The organism is Marivirga sp., assembly GCF_024636815.1.
GTDB lineage: Bacteria > Bacteroidota > Bacteroidia > Cytophagales > Cyclobacteriaceae > Marivirga.
Genome location: NZ_JAGXGF010000092.1, coordinates 1 through 13069, shown reverse-complemented (window position 1 = coordinate 13069; position 13069 = coordinate 1). Strand labels below are relative to the sequence as shown.

Sequence of the window (13069 nt, the reverse complement as noted above, 5' to 3'; positions counted from 1 at the left end):
TTATATGGAAAAGCTTTTCCTATCCCACCTCTAAACAGCGATTTTCTTCCTAAAAATTCCTTACAATAGCCCGCTATTGCTTCAGAATTTTTAGTTGAAACTCACTATTTACAGGCGTTCTGAATCCTAAATTAGAATCGAACTCAGGATAGTAATAATAGAATTTGGATTGGTACTGGTGGTGGTGGATTAGCTAAGATGATTGAATCGAAAGATGGAATTCAATTTGAATCCTTTACTGAAAATGATGGCTTAGTGAATAACAACATTGCAGGAATAACAGAAGATTTGAATGGGAACCTTTGGGTCTCGACTTATAATGGGATCTCATTTTTTAATCCAAAAACTGAGGAATTTAAAAATTACTATAGTTCAGATGGCCTTCAAGGCGAAGAATTTGTCAGGAGATCTATTTCGACTTTGAAAGATGGAAGAATATTTGCTGGTGGGTATAAAGGGTTAAATGTTTTTAAGCCTGAAAATATAAAGGAAAGTGATTATGAACCTACTCTTAACCTAGTTTCTGTAGATATAGAAAGTGAAAGTGGCGCAAGAAAGATAAGAGATTTTTCCATCGATTCTATTTCATTAGAACATAATGACTATTTACTTTCCTTTGAAATTGCAACTACTGATTTAAGTAACTCTGATAAAATTGAATATGCTTATTTATTGGAAGGCTTTAATACGAAATGGATTCATAATAAAAACAGGAGGCATTTTACATTTACCAATCTACCGCCAGGAGATTATAAATTAAAGATTAAAGGTACAAATTCAGATGGGAGATGGTCTAGTAATATAAAAGAATTATATATCAGTGTTGATCCACCATTTTGGGCAACCCCTTGGTTCCAAATACTTTTTGTGGTGGTTTTAATTATTTTAGTTCTGGTATATATTCAACTAAGAATAAGATATTTAGAAAGTTCCAAAAAGAAGTTGAAGTCAAAAGTCGAAGAACGGACTTCGGAATTAGAAGTAGCCAATAAGCAATTATTAGAAAATCAATCTTTAGTTCTTCATCAAAAGGAAGAAATTAGCGAACAAAATCAAGAGATCGCTCATAAGAATGCCATTATTCAAAAGCAGAATGATGAATTGAAAGTAAGTAATCTCCAGTTAGAAGAGATGGTGGATGAAAGAACAAGAGAACTTAGGGAAGCCAATGATGATTTAAAGATTGCAAAACATGAATTCGACACCTTTTTCTATAGAGCTGCACACGATCTTAAAGGCCCGGTTTCTACTATTTTAGGACTTTGCTATTTGGCAATCAAGGAAACCAATGAGGATACCTCAAGATTTTACTTCTCGAAAGTAAATGAGACAGCCGAACGTATGAATAATATTTTATTCAATCTTCAGAAAATCAATAAATTGAAGCAGCAAAAAGTAGTAGTGGAAAGTCATAATATCCGAGATTTAATTATAGATGCTGCCAAAGAGAATATACCTGATAATGAAGATTGGCAGCAATTTATTCAAATAGAATTAAAAGCTACGGATCAAGAAATATTAACAGATTCAATGCATTTAAAAGTGGTTTTATCAAATTTAATTAATAATTCTATTAAATTTTCAAAGCATGGAGAAAAGCCAAATGTGGTGATTGAATTTTCAAAAAATAAAAATGATGGAAGCTATCAAATTATATTTGAGGATTTTGGTTTAGGGATTGACCCTGATTTTAAAGACAAGATTTTTAACATGTTTTTTGTTGCCACCGAACAGAAAAGAGGGGTTGGGTTAGGATTGTACAGTGTTAGAATGGCAGTGTCTAAATTAGGAGGGCAAATTCACTTGGAAGAGTATAAATCAGCTTGTTTTCGAATTGAATTGCCTATTCCATACCGTAGAGAACCTATGGTAAATTAAATATTTCTAGCGAATTTTTAAGATTAAAATTTAATGTAATAAAAGAGAGGAAAGAATTATTTCCCTTCTCTATCCCATATTTTCTCTGCCTTTTTACCTATCAACCAAAACGAAACGGCTATGACACCAAAGAAAAGTGCTTTGTGTAATTCATCCCAGAAATATTCGAAATAACGGGTGTAAAGATTTAAAAATATGAATGAAATCCCTATGTTTTTAAGTAAGCTGTCTTCTTTTTTAATGCCAATTAGTATAGCTAAAAAACTTGCCAGCAATAAAATCAGGCTATACCACCATAAATAATACTGTCTTATTTCTAACCATTTCTCATAGCTGCTGTAGTTTCCAAAAATGGTTAAGAACCAAAGTGACATAAAGAAAATGATTAATCCACTCCAATAGGTAGATTCCACAAATGGTTTTAGCTTGTCGAATTTATTAACAAAAAATGTTAAAAGTAGAATAAATGCTCCAAAAATAGTGTAGCGCATAGGGAAATTCATTCCAACAAATAATTGATTGTCTTTTCCTAGATTATAAGTGATAGTTCCAAAAGCTATTACAAGAGAAGTTATCCCGAAAAGCCAGAGCAATTCTTTTTTTCTAAATACTGCTAAAACGAAATACAGAATAGATAATCCTAGAATGAACAAACCTGGATTTTCTTCCATACCGAATATGAAACTTATTAATCCTGTTGCTATGGCTAAAAATATGCATCCGAAAAATGAAAAAACTTCTTTGCTATATTTTTTTCGGGTCTTTTTTAAGTTGTAGCGGTAATCAAGCCAAAAGAATAGAGCACTTAATGCTAGAAAAGCAATTGATTTTGTGGTGTAAGAAGTAGAGATTAAAGAATCGATTAAGTCTAATAACGCTTTGTCTGCAAAAATACTGACAACAGCGATTAATAGACTCACTACTGCAAAAAGGAAGGAATAATAAGCTAAAGATTGCCAGTTAAAGGGTTTGATTTTTATACTTTCATCAAGTTCTTTTGCTTTTTGGTCATCAATTAAACCAGAAGCTTCCCAATGACTTAGTGCTTTGATAATGGTCTCTTTTTCTTTTTTGCTAATATGCATTTTTTAAATATAAGCCAATGAAAATTAATTTCTAAAAATTTTCTTAGCCTTTATCTTTTTTAGTACCAGCATAAAGTTCGTATTCTAATAATCTACATTCAATTTTGGCATTCATAAAGGGAATTCTTCTCTTAGTCCTTAATCCAATTTTCTTAGCTAAATTCATGTTTCCAGTAAATATGTAACCGGTTTTCCCTTTACAATCTCTCTTGAAAAAGTCACCAATTTGGCTGTATACATTGGCTAATTCTTGTTCATCACCTAATCTTTCCCCATATTCTGGATTTAAAAACACCACTCCTTCACTTTCAGGGATTGTACTATCCCTAAAATCTTTTTTCTCAAAGGTGATAGCATCATCAACACCTGCTTCTTCCGCATTTTGCTTTGCTGCCTGTATGGCCATTCTGCTATTATCCCCTGCAATGATCTCACATTCAATGGGCTTTTCATTTTGAATAGCCTCTTCTTTTAATTTATCCCAAGCTTCAAGATCAAAACCTTTAAGAAAATGAAAACCGAATTTTTCACGATTGAGCCCTGGGGCTTTGTTTGCTGCTATACAAGCTGCTTCGATGGCTAAAGTTCCTGATCCACACATTGGGTTGATAAATACCTGATTTGGTTTCCAGTTAGAAGCTAAGATGGTAGCTGCGGCTAATGATTCATTCATAGGTGCCTTGCCAGGGATTTTTCTGTAGCCGTGTTTTGAAATAGTTTCCCCTGAAGTATCCAAATAAATGGACACTTGATCTTCCATCCAATGCAGAAAAACGACCATTTGGTCTCTTAAAGGTCCAGAATCTGGTCTTGTCCCAGTTTTGTCTTTTAATCGATCCACTATGGCATCTTTTACCCTAACATTAGCAAATTGAGTGTTTAATATCTTTTCATTGTTTACATAAGAAGTGATACACAGATATCCATTTTCATCTAAGTAGTCTTCCCATTTGACCTGATAGAGTTGCTGATACAATTTATCAGGGTCATTAGCTTTAAATGATTTTATAAGAAATAAAACTTTATTGGCAGTTCTAAGATGCAGATTTAAATGCATGCAATCATTTCGGGTACCTTCCAATGCAACATCCAAAGGACCCTCATGGGTCACTTTATAACCGAGGTTTTCAATTTCCTGTCTTAAAACAGGAGCGATATAAGGGGGGCAGGGGAGAACGATTTTGCTTTTTACCATTGGGCAAAGTTAGAGCAGTTTGTATTAATAACAATATTTGTGTTCGATAGATAGTTTAAAACATTCGATTGTATTTTATATATTTGAATAAATACTGGAAGTTCGTATGCCAAAGTTATTTGAATATTTAGGTTTGATTATATTTTTTTTATTCGAATGAACATGAGCCAATTCATGTACATGCTAGAAAGGGAGAATTTGAAAGTAAAGCAGAATTTGTTATTGAAAATGGCGTGATTGTTGAAATTAATATTTCAAATGTTAAAGGATTGAAACCTTTAAAAAATAAGTCATTACGTGACTTCCAAGACTTTTTAAATGTATATGCAAACCAAATAGTTGAAAAATGGGTTAATTATTTTGTATATTATAAAGATATTCCGTTTGAGAAAATCACGAAAAAGCTAAAATGAAAATCACAGTTGATTATAACGAAAATGAATCTAAAGAACTGAAAATAATTTCAGCTTCTTATTTGGGTGATTATTCAGTTGAAGTAAATTTTGATGATGGTCAAAGTAAAATAATTGACTTCAAAGAGTTCTTAAAATCTTCATTGAACCCAAAAATCAGAGTATATCTTGATAAAAGTAAATTTACTGAGTTTAAAATTCAAGACTTTAATCTAAATTGGAATGACTATGATATGATTTTTCCTGTATGGGATTTATATAGAGGTCAAATAAAATAATTCTATTCCATAAATTGTTACCAGCCATTTCCATTCGATTTTGAATTCCTTTATATTCGCAATCCAATTTGAAAAATAAGATTATGAAGCAGTGGTTTTTGTGCAAAGTTAAATACCAAAAGGAAGATGAAAACGGTAGATTAAAATCCGTGACAGAGCCTTATTTGGTGGATGCCGTTTCTTTTACAGAAGCGGAAACTCGCATGTATGAAGAAATGGGTGAGCGCGTGAGAGGAGAATTTATGATTACCGGCATAAGTAAAAGTAAAATAGTAGATGTGTTCCATTATGAAGATGCAGACATCTGGCACAAATGCAAGGTGGTATATTATGTTGCTGAAGAAAGCGGAAAAGAAAAGAAAATCACTAATCAAATGATAGTGACCGCTAAAAATGTGAAAGAAGCTTATGATAGAATTTATTTAAGTTTGAATAATATGTTGGTTTCATTTCAGGTACCCGAAGTAATTGAAAGCTCGATAATTGAAGTGTTTAATTATTCAGGCGATATTTCACCTGAATCATCTGAAGTTGAGGAAGAAGTTTCTGAAGAAGAGAATGATTAAAAATAAAACTTTCCCGATATCAATGTATTTCGGGAAAGTTTAATTCTTATTGAATATTTAAACTCCAATCGTAGGGATAATGGTCTATATTAAAGCTTGAAGGTATTTTATTTTTTCTATATTGATTGATATAAGCCATCACATCATCTGCTTTCATTTTAAAATCCCTTTCGTACCATTTGAAAATCATTGATAACTCCACTAAATTTTCATTTGATTTTACTTTTATGAAATCAGGATTGTTGATAGAGTTAGTAGTACGTTCATTCAATTGAGTGTCTAACTTATCTGCAGTAAAAGCAAAATTAGCCAGCTCTGGACAACCTATTGCAGCACATGAAAAGGCAAAGTGAACACGAGGATCTCTGAAAGGAATAATAACTTTACCTTTTTCAATTTGGTCTAAAGTGAGCATTTCACCCCCAACATTGTGCTTTACCTTATCAAAAAACCCGTTTTTGTCCAAAGCGGATTTAAGTGGATAATACTCTGTAATCTGTCTGATTACGATAATGTTATAAGCATTAATATACAATGCTTTTGTTTCATTATCATTTAATTCAGAAGTGCTTACTAAAGCTAATGACTTATATAGATTGTCAACTTCCTCAAAATTATTTTTTAATCTTTTATAGTCAACTTTTCCATCCAGAACATATTTTTTCAGGAAAACATCTGCATCTTTATTAAATTCGTTAGTTTCTTGCTTGTATGCCATTAAGCTTAGGCTAGAAAAAATAATGGCAACAATTGTTAATTTAAAATTTCTCATCTTTCTTATAGTTTTTCATAAGTTACGATAAGTTATTAAGTTCGGATTACTTTTTATTGTCTCCGGCTTGACAATTGATTAGTTTTAATAGCTTTAATATTGAAATAACAAACTTCAAAATAAACCCTATGAGGAATATCGTCATCATTGGAAATGGCATTTCAGGTGTTACTGCGGCAAGGCATATTCGTAAACATAGTGAAGATAATATCACCATTATATCGGCTGAGACCGAACATTTCTTTTCTCGCACCGCCTTAATGTATATTTATATGGGGCATATGAAATACGAAAGCACTAAGCCTTATGAAGATTTTTTCTGGAAGAAGAACAGAATTGATTTAGTATATGACTATGTGGAGCAAATTGATTTTAAGAATAAGAATTTGCAGCTAAAGCAATCTGAAAATATGGAGTATGATGTTTTAGTAATAGCTGTAGGCTCAAAATCAAATATGTTTGGCTGGCCTGGTCAAGATTTGGAAGCAGTTCAGGGGCTGTATAGTTATCAGGATTTGGAAAGCATGGAGAAATATTCTCCAACTACACAAAATGCTGTTATTGTAGGTGGTGGTTTGATTGGAATGGAAATGGGAGAGATGTTCCATACTCGAAATATAGATGTCACTTTTGTAGTTCGAGAAAATAGCTTTTGGAATAATGTAATACCTCCTGAAGAGTCAGAAATAATTAATCGACACATCAGAAAACATGGTTTTAATTTAATGTTGGAGACGGAAATTTCAGAAATAATAGATGATGGTAATGGGAGGGCTAAAGGAGTGAAATTGAAAGATGGAGGAGAAATGGATGCCCAGTTTGTAGGGTTGACAGTAGGCGTTTCTCCTAATATTGATTTCCTGAAAGATTCGGAGTTGGAAACTAACAAAGGGATAAAAGTGAATGAATACTTTGAGACCAACCAAACTGATGTTTATGCTATTGGGGATTGTGCTGAGTTTCAGGAAGCTCCTGCCGAAGATAGAAAACCAATAGAGCAAGTTTGGTACACAGGAAGAATGCATGGAGAAACCTTAGCTCAAACGATTTGTGGTAATAAAACAGCTTATCAACCAGGTGTCTGGTTTAATTCTGCAAAGTTTCTGGATATAGAATACCAGACGTATGGACAAGTAGGCAATCAACCGGATGAAGATACAGAAGTGCATTTCTATTGGGAGCATAAAAAGGGTGAAAAATCTATCCGACTTATTTTCCATAAGGAAGACAAAACATTAAAAGGCGTGAACTTGATGGGCGTAAGATACAGACATGAAGTTTGCGATAAGATGATAAGGGATAATTGGCCAATGAAAAAGGTGTTTCAAAATCTAAAAAAGGCCAATTTCGATCCTGAATTTTTCAAAAAACATGAAGATGAATTAGTAGGGATGTACAATGAAAGATATCCGAATGATGTAGTAAAATTGAGTAGAAAAAAGATATTAGGTGTATTTTAATATAGATATATGAAGAGTTTGAAAATTATACATAAAATAGGTTTAATAGTCTTTACTATAGGTTTTTTTACCTTTTTGTCCTTGTTCTTTTTAGGACAATACCAATTAGATAAAAATGATTTAAGGGAAGTTATAGGTGAAGAAACTTTTCCTTTGGTTGATGAATTTGCTAGTGATATTTATGATAATAAATACAATAATCAGTTTGCATTTATTAGTGATTTTAAATCTGTCTTAGAGCAAAGCAATCAAGAAGTAAAAGCAAAATTTGAAATCAAATCAGATTTAGCCAAAGAAATTGCAAATTCAATTGAAGGAAAAGCATTTCAGCAATCTGCTATTGAAAAAGCAATAGGAGAACCTTCCGGGGAAGAGGAAGAATGGCAATTGAAGCAACTCAAAGATTATACAGGATGGATGGAAGGCAAGGAATATGAATCTTCGGAAGAGCTAACATCTCAATTGGAAAATGTAATTGCTGATGTGAACAAATCTATCATTTCCCAAAAAGGCTTTAGCCAAAATAATATAAACAATAAAGCATTTACAATAACCAAACAGTCAGAAGTTGGACCCGTAGTACAAAATCCTTGGTTATGGTTGTTTTTAGCTATAGGTATTCCAATTATCGGAGCCATTATGTATTTATTGCCTAAATTAAAAACAGAACATGCTGGTATTAAAAATGATGGGATTTTCCATAGTGCTCTTAAAAATAGAGGTTGGATTGGCATATTATTAGGGACATTCCTAATCAGTTTTTATGTGTTTTTGTATTGGTATCCTGAATACATGACTTCCTGGATTGTTATGGTTGACCCACTCAGTAAAATGATTAGTGGAAACCCAGCAAGTCAATGGTTTATGTATGGATTTTTGTACACATTGGCTATTTTGGTGATGGGAGTAAGGATGATGATAAAGTATCGACACAGCCCATATCAATTGATTAGAACTGTTTCAGTAATGTTTTTTCAGCTTTCTTTTGCCTTCGTGATTCCTGAAATACTGGTTCGTTTAAATCAACCTTATATGGATTTGAAAAATATGTGGCCATTAGATTACACATTCTTTTTTGATTATAGGTTAAATGAAATGATAGAAGCGGGTACCATTGGTTTATTTATGTTGGGTTGGGGAATTGCTTTATTTGCCATAGGAGTTCCTTTATTCACTTATTTATATGGAAAAAGATGGTATTGCAGCTGGGTTTGTGGATGTGGCGGTTTAGCTGAAACTTTGGGAGACCCTTACAGACAACTTTCCGATAAATCATTAGGTGCCTGGAAAATTGAGAGATGGTTGGTTCATAGTGTTTTGGTGTTTGTGGTGGTGATGACAGCTGGAGTTTTATATACTTTTTTTACGGGCAGTTCAGAATTATTGGGTATAAATACTTACAACATAAGAGCAGCTTATGGATTTGGTATAGGAGCTATGTTTTCAGGTGTAATTGGCACTGGTTTTTATCCTTTTATGGGTAATAGAGTTTGGTGTAGGTTTGGATGTCCTTTGGCAGCTTATTTAGGTTTAGTCCAGCGTTTCAAATCTAGATTTAGAATCACGACTAATGGTGGCCAATGTATTTCTTGTGGAAATTGCTCCACTTACTGTGAAATGGGAATTGATGTCCGCTGGTACGCTCAAAGAGGTCAAAATATTATCCGTTCTTCATGTGTTGGTTGTGGAGTATGCTCCTCAGTTTGCCCAAGAGGTGTGCTAAACCTTGAGAACCGAGATGAAAATGGCAGGTTTAATCAGCCTTCATTGATCGGGAATGATAGTTTTGGGGTTCAGAGTTGATAAATTAGAGCTAGTTGGAATTTTTAATTCTATAAGTTTATATTATATTTGTGATATACAAATATAAAATAGCCATGAATATAACAACTACACTTCCCAAACATGTCGTTGATTTATTGGCCAAAAAGGCTAATGAATTGAATATGCCTAAGAATAAATTGATAGAAAAGGCATTAACTGTCTATTTAGAAAACATAGAAAAGGCAGAATATGCCAAATCATACAAAATGGCAGGAGATGACCTTGATATCATGATGGTTGCAGAAGAAGGTATGCAAGATTACTGGAAGCAACTCAAAGATACTGACAAAGCATGAAGCAGGCTGAAATTTGGAATGTGAACTTAAATCCTGTTAAAGGGAGTGAGCAAGCTGGATTTATGCCTGTTGTCATTTTAAGTGGAAATTTGGCTAATGAATTTTTGCGAACCGTAATAGTTTTTCCGCTTACCACAAAAATTAAAGGATATAAAGGGAATCCTATTTTAGAACCTGACATTAAAAATGGATTGAAGGAAAAGTCGGAAGTTTTGGTTTTTCATATTCGTTCGGTTTCAAAAGACCGTCTTATCCACAAACTTGGGGAAGTTACTCCTGATTGCATGGAACAAATGAAAAAGACTTTGGGGGATATTTTGAAGTATTGAAATAATCATAAATACTTTTCTATTTTTCGAGGGTCTTGTCTATTGTCCCATAGACTTACTATTAAGATATTTACGTCTGAGAGCTTATAAAAAATACTGAAATTTCCATCTGAGATAACCCTAACGTTTTGGTAATCTGTTGGCTTTCCCAGATATGAATATTTTGCGAGGTGCTTAATCTTTCTTTTTATATACTTTGATATTTTTCTACTGTACTTCTTGTTACCTGTCCTTAAATACCAAAATTCAAGGATGTCTTTTCTTTGATTTCTTGCAGTATGAGTCCAAATTACTCTTCCAGCCATCTGTCTTCTGAAGCATTTACATCTTCATCTGATGAAATTCTACCATATTTAATATCTTCTTCGGCAGCTTTTAAAGCCATTTTTTGTTCACCAGATACTTTATAAACTATATCTTTTTCATCTGATTTGATTAGTATATTGTCTATAGTAGATAGTACATGTACATCATTAATAGCTATTATTTTTTTAATCAGGTCGATTTTTATTTGTGCTGCTGAAATCATAACTATAAGTTAAAGAAGGATGGCGAGAAATCAAATTACCATAGTATTTAATGTTCAATTATGCCCTTCATAAAATCACTGGCCAGATAAGAAAGTAATTTACCAGTGCTGCCATCCTGCACACCTGTTTCCAGTTCAGTAGCAGCTTCGCAAATGTGCAAATAGGTAACTTGCAGATGATGTCCGGTCTGGTAGGCGTAGTATCTTGCTTCCGTTGAGGAGAAGCCGGAAGGTGTCATGGCGGAGCTTAATACGCCTCTTATACTGTCCATATCCAATTCAATCCCACAACTTTTATTCTGATTGATCTGGATGAAATCAGCTAAGGCTTCTTCAAACTGTATTCTATTTCTCAAATAAATATCCTCCCAGAAATAGTATCGAATGCCTTTTTGTTTCATCATTTCATCCAGCATATTTTGGCTATTGTAATTCTCATGTAATCCTAATATGCTATAGTCGGCTAAAAATCCTTCAGCTTTGGCGGTACTGAATGGATTACCACTATGTCTGCCTTCTAATGCTCGATAATCAGCATGGGCATCTAAGTTCATCACATTGATGGCGCTGTTTTTTGCTTGACTAACGCCTTTGATAATGGGAAAGGCATTGGCATGACTCCCTCCAATGACAAGCGGTATTTTTCCAGCTTCTGAGATTTCCTGAATAAGTGGGGATATTGCGGAATCCATTATTGGCACTAATGCTCTGTAATCATCTGGATTATGAGCATTTTCAGCTAATTCTTGGAAATTAAAATTCCCGAGAATATGAATATTTTCACCTCCCAATTTATGGGTGTGTTGAATATTGAGAAAAGCTTTCAGAAAGGATTTCCATGCAGTATGTGTACCACTTAAGCCCAGATTTCCTTTTACTCCGATTGATTCCTCAATTCCTAACAGGACAAACCGGGCTTCGGAGTTCTTAAAATCAGATCCAAACGAAATTTTTTCACCAATTTTGATTTCCCCAGTTCTGGGCTTTAAATCCTCATTTAGGCTTTTTTCGTTGAAAAAATGAAAGTGATTTATCTCCATTCTCCTGCTATCATAACTTTTTCAATATTCTGAGAACCAAATGCATAAGGCATATAGGCTAAGGAAGGAATGTCCTTCGTGAGAATCAAGTTAGCTCTTTTTCCTTTGGTAATGGAGCCGACTTCATTTTCCACTTCCATTGCGAAGGCTCCGTTTAGAGTAGCCGCATTAAATGCTTCCTCAGGCGTTATTTTCATTTGAATACAAGCTAAAGAAATCAACAATGGAATATTTCCGCTTGGCGATGAACCTGGGTTATAATCAGTTGCCAAAGCAATAGCAGCTCCGGCATCAATTAATTCACGTGCAGGAGGGAAGCCCATTCTTAAGAAAAATGCTGCGGAAGGAAGTAATGTTGAAATAATATCGTGTTTACCGAGCAATTCAATTTCTTCTTCACCCAAAGTTTCAAGATGGTCAACAGAAATTGCATTGGTTTTAATTCCCAACTGGACTCCACCGCTATTATTCAATTGGTTGGCATGAATTTTTGCTTTTAAGCCGTATTTTGCTCCCGCATTTAATACTTGCTCGCTTAATTTCTCATCAAAGAAGCCGGTTTCGCAGAAGACATCAATATAATCTGCTAATTTTTCATCTGCTATGGCGGGCAACATTTCATCTATGATAAGCTTTATATAAGCTTCTTTATTTTCTTTATATGGCTCAGGGAAAGCATGTGCACCCAAAAATGTAGATTTAACGGGGATGTTTACAGTTTCCTTTATTCGTCTGATTACTCGAAGCATTTTGAGCTCAGCTTCCAAACTCAATCCATAACCACTTTTGATTTCCAATGCACCTGTTCCTAAATTCATCACCTCATTTACACGAACCATTGCTTGTTCAAATAGCTCATCTTCGGAAGTCTTAGCTAATCGTTTAGCTGAATTCAAAATCCCGCCACCTTTAGCGGCAATTTCAGCATAGCTTAAGCCTTTGATTTTGTGTACAAATTCGTCTTCACGGCTGCCGGCAAAAACAATATGAGTGTGAGAATCACAAAAGGCAGGTAAAATAGATCTTCCTTTCGCATCGAATACTTCCTTATTTTGGTCAGTATTCAGGTCTTCCATTTTACCATAATTTAAAATATTACCGTCTTTTATTTCAAGAAAAGCGTTGTCTATGGTAGGCAATTCGCCTAATGCATTTCCTTTCAATAATTCTGTTGTTTCTCTGGTTCCAAAAAGTGATTTTATGTTTGTTATGAGCATGTGTAAAAGTTGGAAGTTGGAAGTTGGAAGTCAGAAGTTGAGCCTATTGTCTATCCCTAAATAGCATTGACCGTTTTGGTTAAAAATTCATTTTATAATTCCCTCGGGCAATTATGAGCCTGAGGTTCTTTTCTTGGGCAAACTTCGAAGAGGCTCGATGCCTCTTTGAAGTTTTTCCTTCCTTCGG

At 33.9% G+C, this 13069-nt stretch carries 15 protein-coding genes; 8 read left to right on the top strand and 7 right to left on the bottom strand.

Annotated features, from left to right (window positions below; all coding sequences use genetic code 11):
- The first annotated feature begins 198 nt into the window (after positions 1–198).
- On the top strand, positions 199–1878 hold the full coding sequence (locus tag Q0L29_RS06875) for a triple tyrosine motif-containing protein (RefSeq protein ID WP_296620219.1): 1680 nt from the start codon (positions 199–201) through the stop codon (positions 1876–1878).
- A gap of 56 nt (positions 1879–1934) precedes the next feature.
- Here the strand turns inward: Q0L29_RS06875 and Q0L29_RS06870 are convergent, their stop codons facing one another.
- Positions 1935–2963 (bottom strand): hypothetical protein, encoded by a 1029-nt coding sequence (locus Q0L29_RS06870; protein ID WP_296620217.1) that lies wholly within the window; start codon positions 2961–2963, stop codon positions 1935–1937.
- A gap of 43 nt (positions 2964–3006) precedes the next feature.
- The gene (locus tag Q0L29_RS06865; RefSeq protein WP_296620216.1) at positions 3007–4158 is read right to left on the bottom strand and encodes a class I SAM-dependent RNA methyltransferase; all 1152 of its coding nucleotides are present in this window, start codon (positions 4156–4158) and stop codon (positions 3007–3009) included.
- Positions 4159–4328: 170 nt separating this feature from the next.
- Here Q0L29_RS06865 and Q0L29_RS17555 point away from each other — a divergent pair, with 170 nt between their 5' ends.
- The 3 genes from Q0L29_RS17555 (at position 4329) to Q0L29_RS06855 (ending at position 5415) form a co-directional block, all read left to right on the top strand.
- Positions 4329–4571, top strand: a complete 243-nt coding sequence (locus tag Q0L29_RS17555; RefSeq protein WP_367275758.1) for a hypothetical protein — start codon at positions 4329–4331, stop codon at positions 4569–4571.
- Entirely contained in the window at positions 4568–4849 is a 282-nt protein-coding gene (locus Q0L29_RS06860; protein ID WP_296620214.1) for a DUF2442 domain-containing protein, read from the top strand. The genes Q0L29_RS17555 and Q0L29_RS06860 overlap by 4 nt, the downstream gene beginning before the upstream one ends.
- Positions 4850–4932: 83 nt before the next feature.
- Complete coding sequence (locus tag Q0L29_RS06855) at positions 4933–5415, top strand: DUF4494 domain-containing protein (RefSeq protein WP_296620212.1); 483 nt, start codon at positions 4933–4935, stop codon at positions 5413–5415.
- A 46-nt stretch (positions 5416–5461) separates the two neighbouring features.
- Here Q0L29_RS06855 and Q0L29_RS06850 read toward each other — a convergent pair whose 3' ends face one another.
- Positions 5462–6187, bottom strand: coding sequence for a DUF547 domain-containing protein (locus tag Q0L29_RS06850; RefSeq protein WP_296620210.1), 726 nt, complete (start codon positions 6185–6187; stop codon positions 5462–5464).
- A 128-nt stretch (positions 6188–6315) separates the two neighbouring features.
- Here Q0L29_RS06850 and Q0L29_RS06845 point away from each other — a divergent pair, with 128 nt between their 5' ends.
- From Q0L29_RS06845 to Q0L29_RS06830, 4 genes are all read left to right on the top strand, one after another.
- Complete coding sequence (locus Q0L29_RS06845) at positions 6316–7647, top strand: NAD(P)/FAD-dependent oxidoreductase (RefSeq protein ID WP_296620208.1); 1332 nt, start codon at positions 6316–6318, stop codon at positions 7645–7647.
- A 9-nt stretch (positions 7648–7656) separates the two neighbouring features.
- The gene (locus Q0L29_RS06840; protein WP_296620206.1) at positions 7657–9450 is read left to right on the top strand and encodes a 4Fe-4S binding protein; all 1794 of its coding nucleotides are present in this window, start codon (positions 7657–7659) and stop codon (positions 9448–9450) included.
- A gap of 74 nt (positions 9451–9524) precedes the next feature.
- The gene (locus tag Q0L29_RS06835) at positions 9525–9767 is read left to right on the top strand and encodes a CopG family transcriptional regulator (protein ID WP_296620204.1); all 243 of its coding nucleotides are present in this window, start codon (positions 9525–9527) and stop codon (positions 9765–9767) included.
- Positions 9764–10096 carry a type II toxin-antitoxin system PemK/MazF family toxin gene (locus Q0L29_RS06830; RefSeq protein ID WP_296620203.1) on the top strand — a complete coding sequence of 111 codons (333 nt, stop codon included), beginning with the start codon at positions 9764–9766 and terminating at the stop codon, positions 10094–10096. Before Q0L29_RS06835 ends, Q0L29_RS06830 begins: the two co-directional genes overlap by 4 nt.
- Positions 10097–10101: 5 nt before the next feature.
- Here Q0L29_RS06830 and Q0L29_RS06825 read toward each other — a convergent pair whose 3' ends face one another.
- From Q0L29_RS06825 to hutI, 4 genes are read right to left on the bottom strand one after another with little or no spacing between them, the layout of a single operon-like run.
- Entirely contained in the window at positions 10102–10401 is a 300-nt protein-coding gene (locus Q0L29_RS06825) for a type II toxin-antitoxin system RelE/ParE family toxin (protein WP_296620201.1), read from the bottom strand.
- A complete protein-coding gene (locus Q0L29_RS06820; protein ID WP_296620200.1) occupies positions 10386–10625 on the bottom strand; it encodes a hypothetical protein in 240 nt (79 codons plus the stop codon). Before Q0L29_RS06820 ends, Q0L29_RS06825 begins: the two co-directional genes overlap by 16 nt.
- Before the next feature lie 47 nt (positions 10626–10672).
- Positions 10673–11665 carry a formimidoylglutamase gene (locus Q0L29_RS06815; RefSeq protein ID WP_296620199.1) on the bottom strand — a complete coding sequence of 331 codons (993 nt, stop codon included), beginning with the start codon at positions 11663–11665 and terminating at the stop codon, positions 10673–10675.
- Positions 11656–12882: an imidazolonepropionase gene (hutI, locus tag Q0L29_RS06810; protein WP_296620197.1), complete on the bottom strand. Its 1227-nt coding sequence runs from the start codon at positions 12880–12882 to the stop codon at positions 11656–11658. Before hutI ends, Q0L29_RS06815 begins: the two co-directional genes overlap by 10 nt.
- Between the last annotated feature and the right edge of the window lie 187 nt (positions 12883–13069).

Excerpts from the sequence above, each read along its gene's own strand:
- Q0L29_RS06870 (WP_296620217.1), bottom strand. The coding sequence starts at position 2,963 with ATGCATATTAGCAAAAAAGAAAAAGAGACCATTATCAAAGCACTAAGT.
- Q0L29_RS06865 (WP_296620216.1), bottom strand. The coding sequence starts at position 4,158 with ATGGTAAAAAGCAAAATCGTTCTCCCCTGCCCCCCTTATATCGCTCCT.
- hutI (WP_296620197.1), bottom strand. The coding sequence starts at position 12,882 with ATGCTCATAACAAACATAAAATCACTTTTTGGAACCAGAGAAACAACA.
- Q0L29_RS06820 (WP_296620200.1), bottom strand. The coding sequence starts at position 10,625 with ATGATTTCAGCAGCACAAATAAAAATCGACCTGATTAAAAAAATAATA.
- Q0L29_RS06830 (WP_296620203.1), top strand. The coding sequence starts at position 9,764 with ATGAAGCAGGCTGAAATTTGGAATGTGAACTTAAATCCTGTTAAAGGG.
- Q0L29_RS06875 (WP_296620219.1), top strand. The coding sequence starts at position 199 with ATGATTGAATCGAAAGATGGAATTCAATTTGAATCCTTTACTGAAAAT.
- Q0L29_RS06860 (WP_296620214.1), top strand. The coding sequence starts at position 4,568 with ATGAAAATCACAGTTGATTATAACGAAAATGAATCTAAAGAACTGAAA.
- Q0L29_RS06840 (WP_296620206.1), top strand. The coding sequence starts at position 7,657 with ATGAAGAGTTTGAAAATTATACATAAAATAGGTTTAATAGTCTTTACT.
- Q0L29_RS06815 (WP_296620199.1), bottom strand. The coding sequence starts at position 11,665 with ATGGAGATAAATCACTTTCATTTTTTCAACGAAAAAAGCCTAAATGAG.
- Q0L29_RS06845 (WP_296620208.1), top strand. The coding sequence starts at position 6,316 with ATGAGGAATATCGTCATCATTGGAAATGGCATTTCAGGTGTTACTGCG.
- Q0L29_RS06825 (WP_296620201.1), bottom strand. The coding sequence starts at position 10,401 with ATGGCTGGAAGAGTAATTTGGACTCATACTGCAAGAAATCAAAGAAAA.
- Q0L29_RS06850 (WP_296620210.1), bottom strand. The coding sequence starts at position 6,187 with ATGAGAAATTTTAAATTAACAATTGTTGCCATTATTTTTTCTAGCCTA.
- Q0L29_RS06835 (WP_296620204.1), top strand. The coding sequence starts at position 9,525 with ATGAATATAACAACTACACTTCCCAAACATGTCGTTGATTTATTGGCC.
- Q0L29_RS06855 (WP_296620212.1), top strand. The coding sequence starts at position 4,933 with ATGAAGCAGTGGTTTTTGTGCAAAGTTAAATACCAAAAGGAAGATGAA.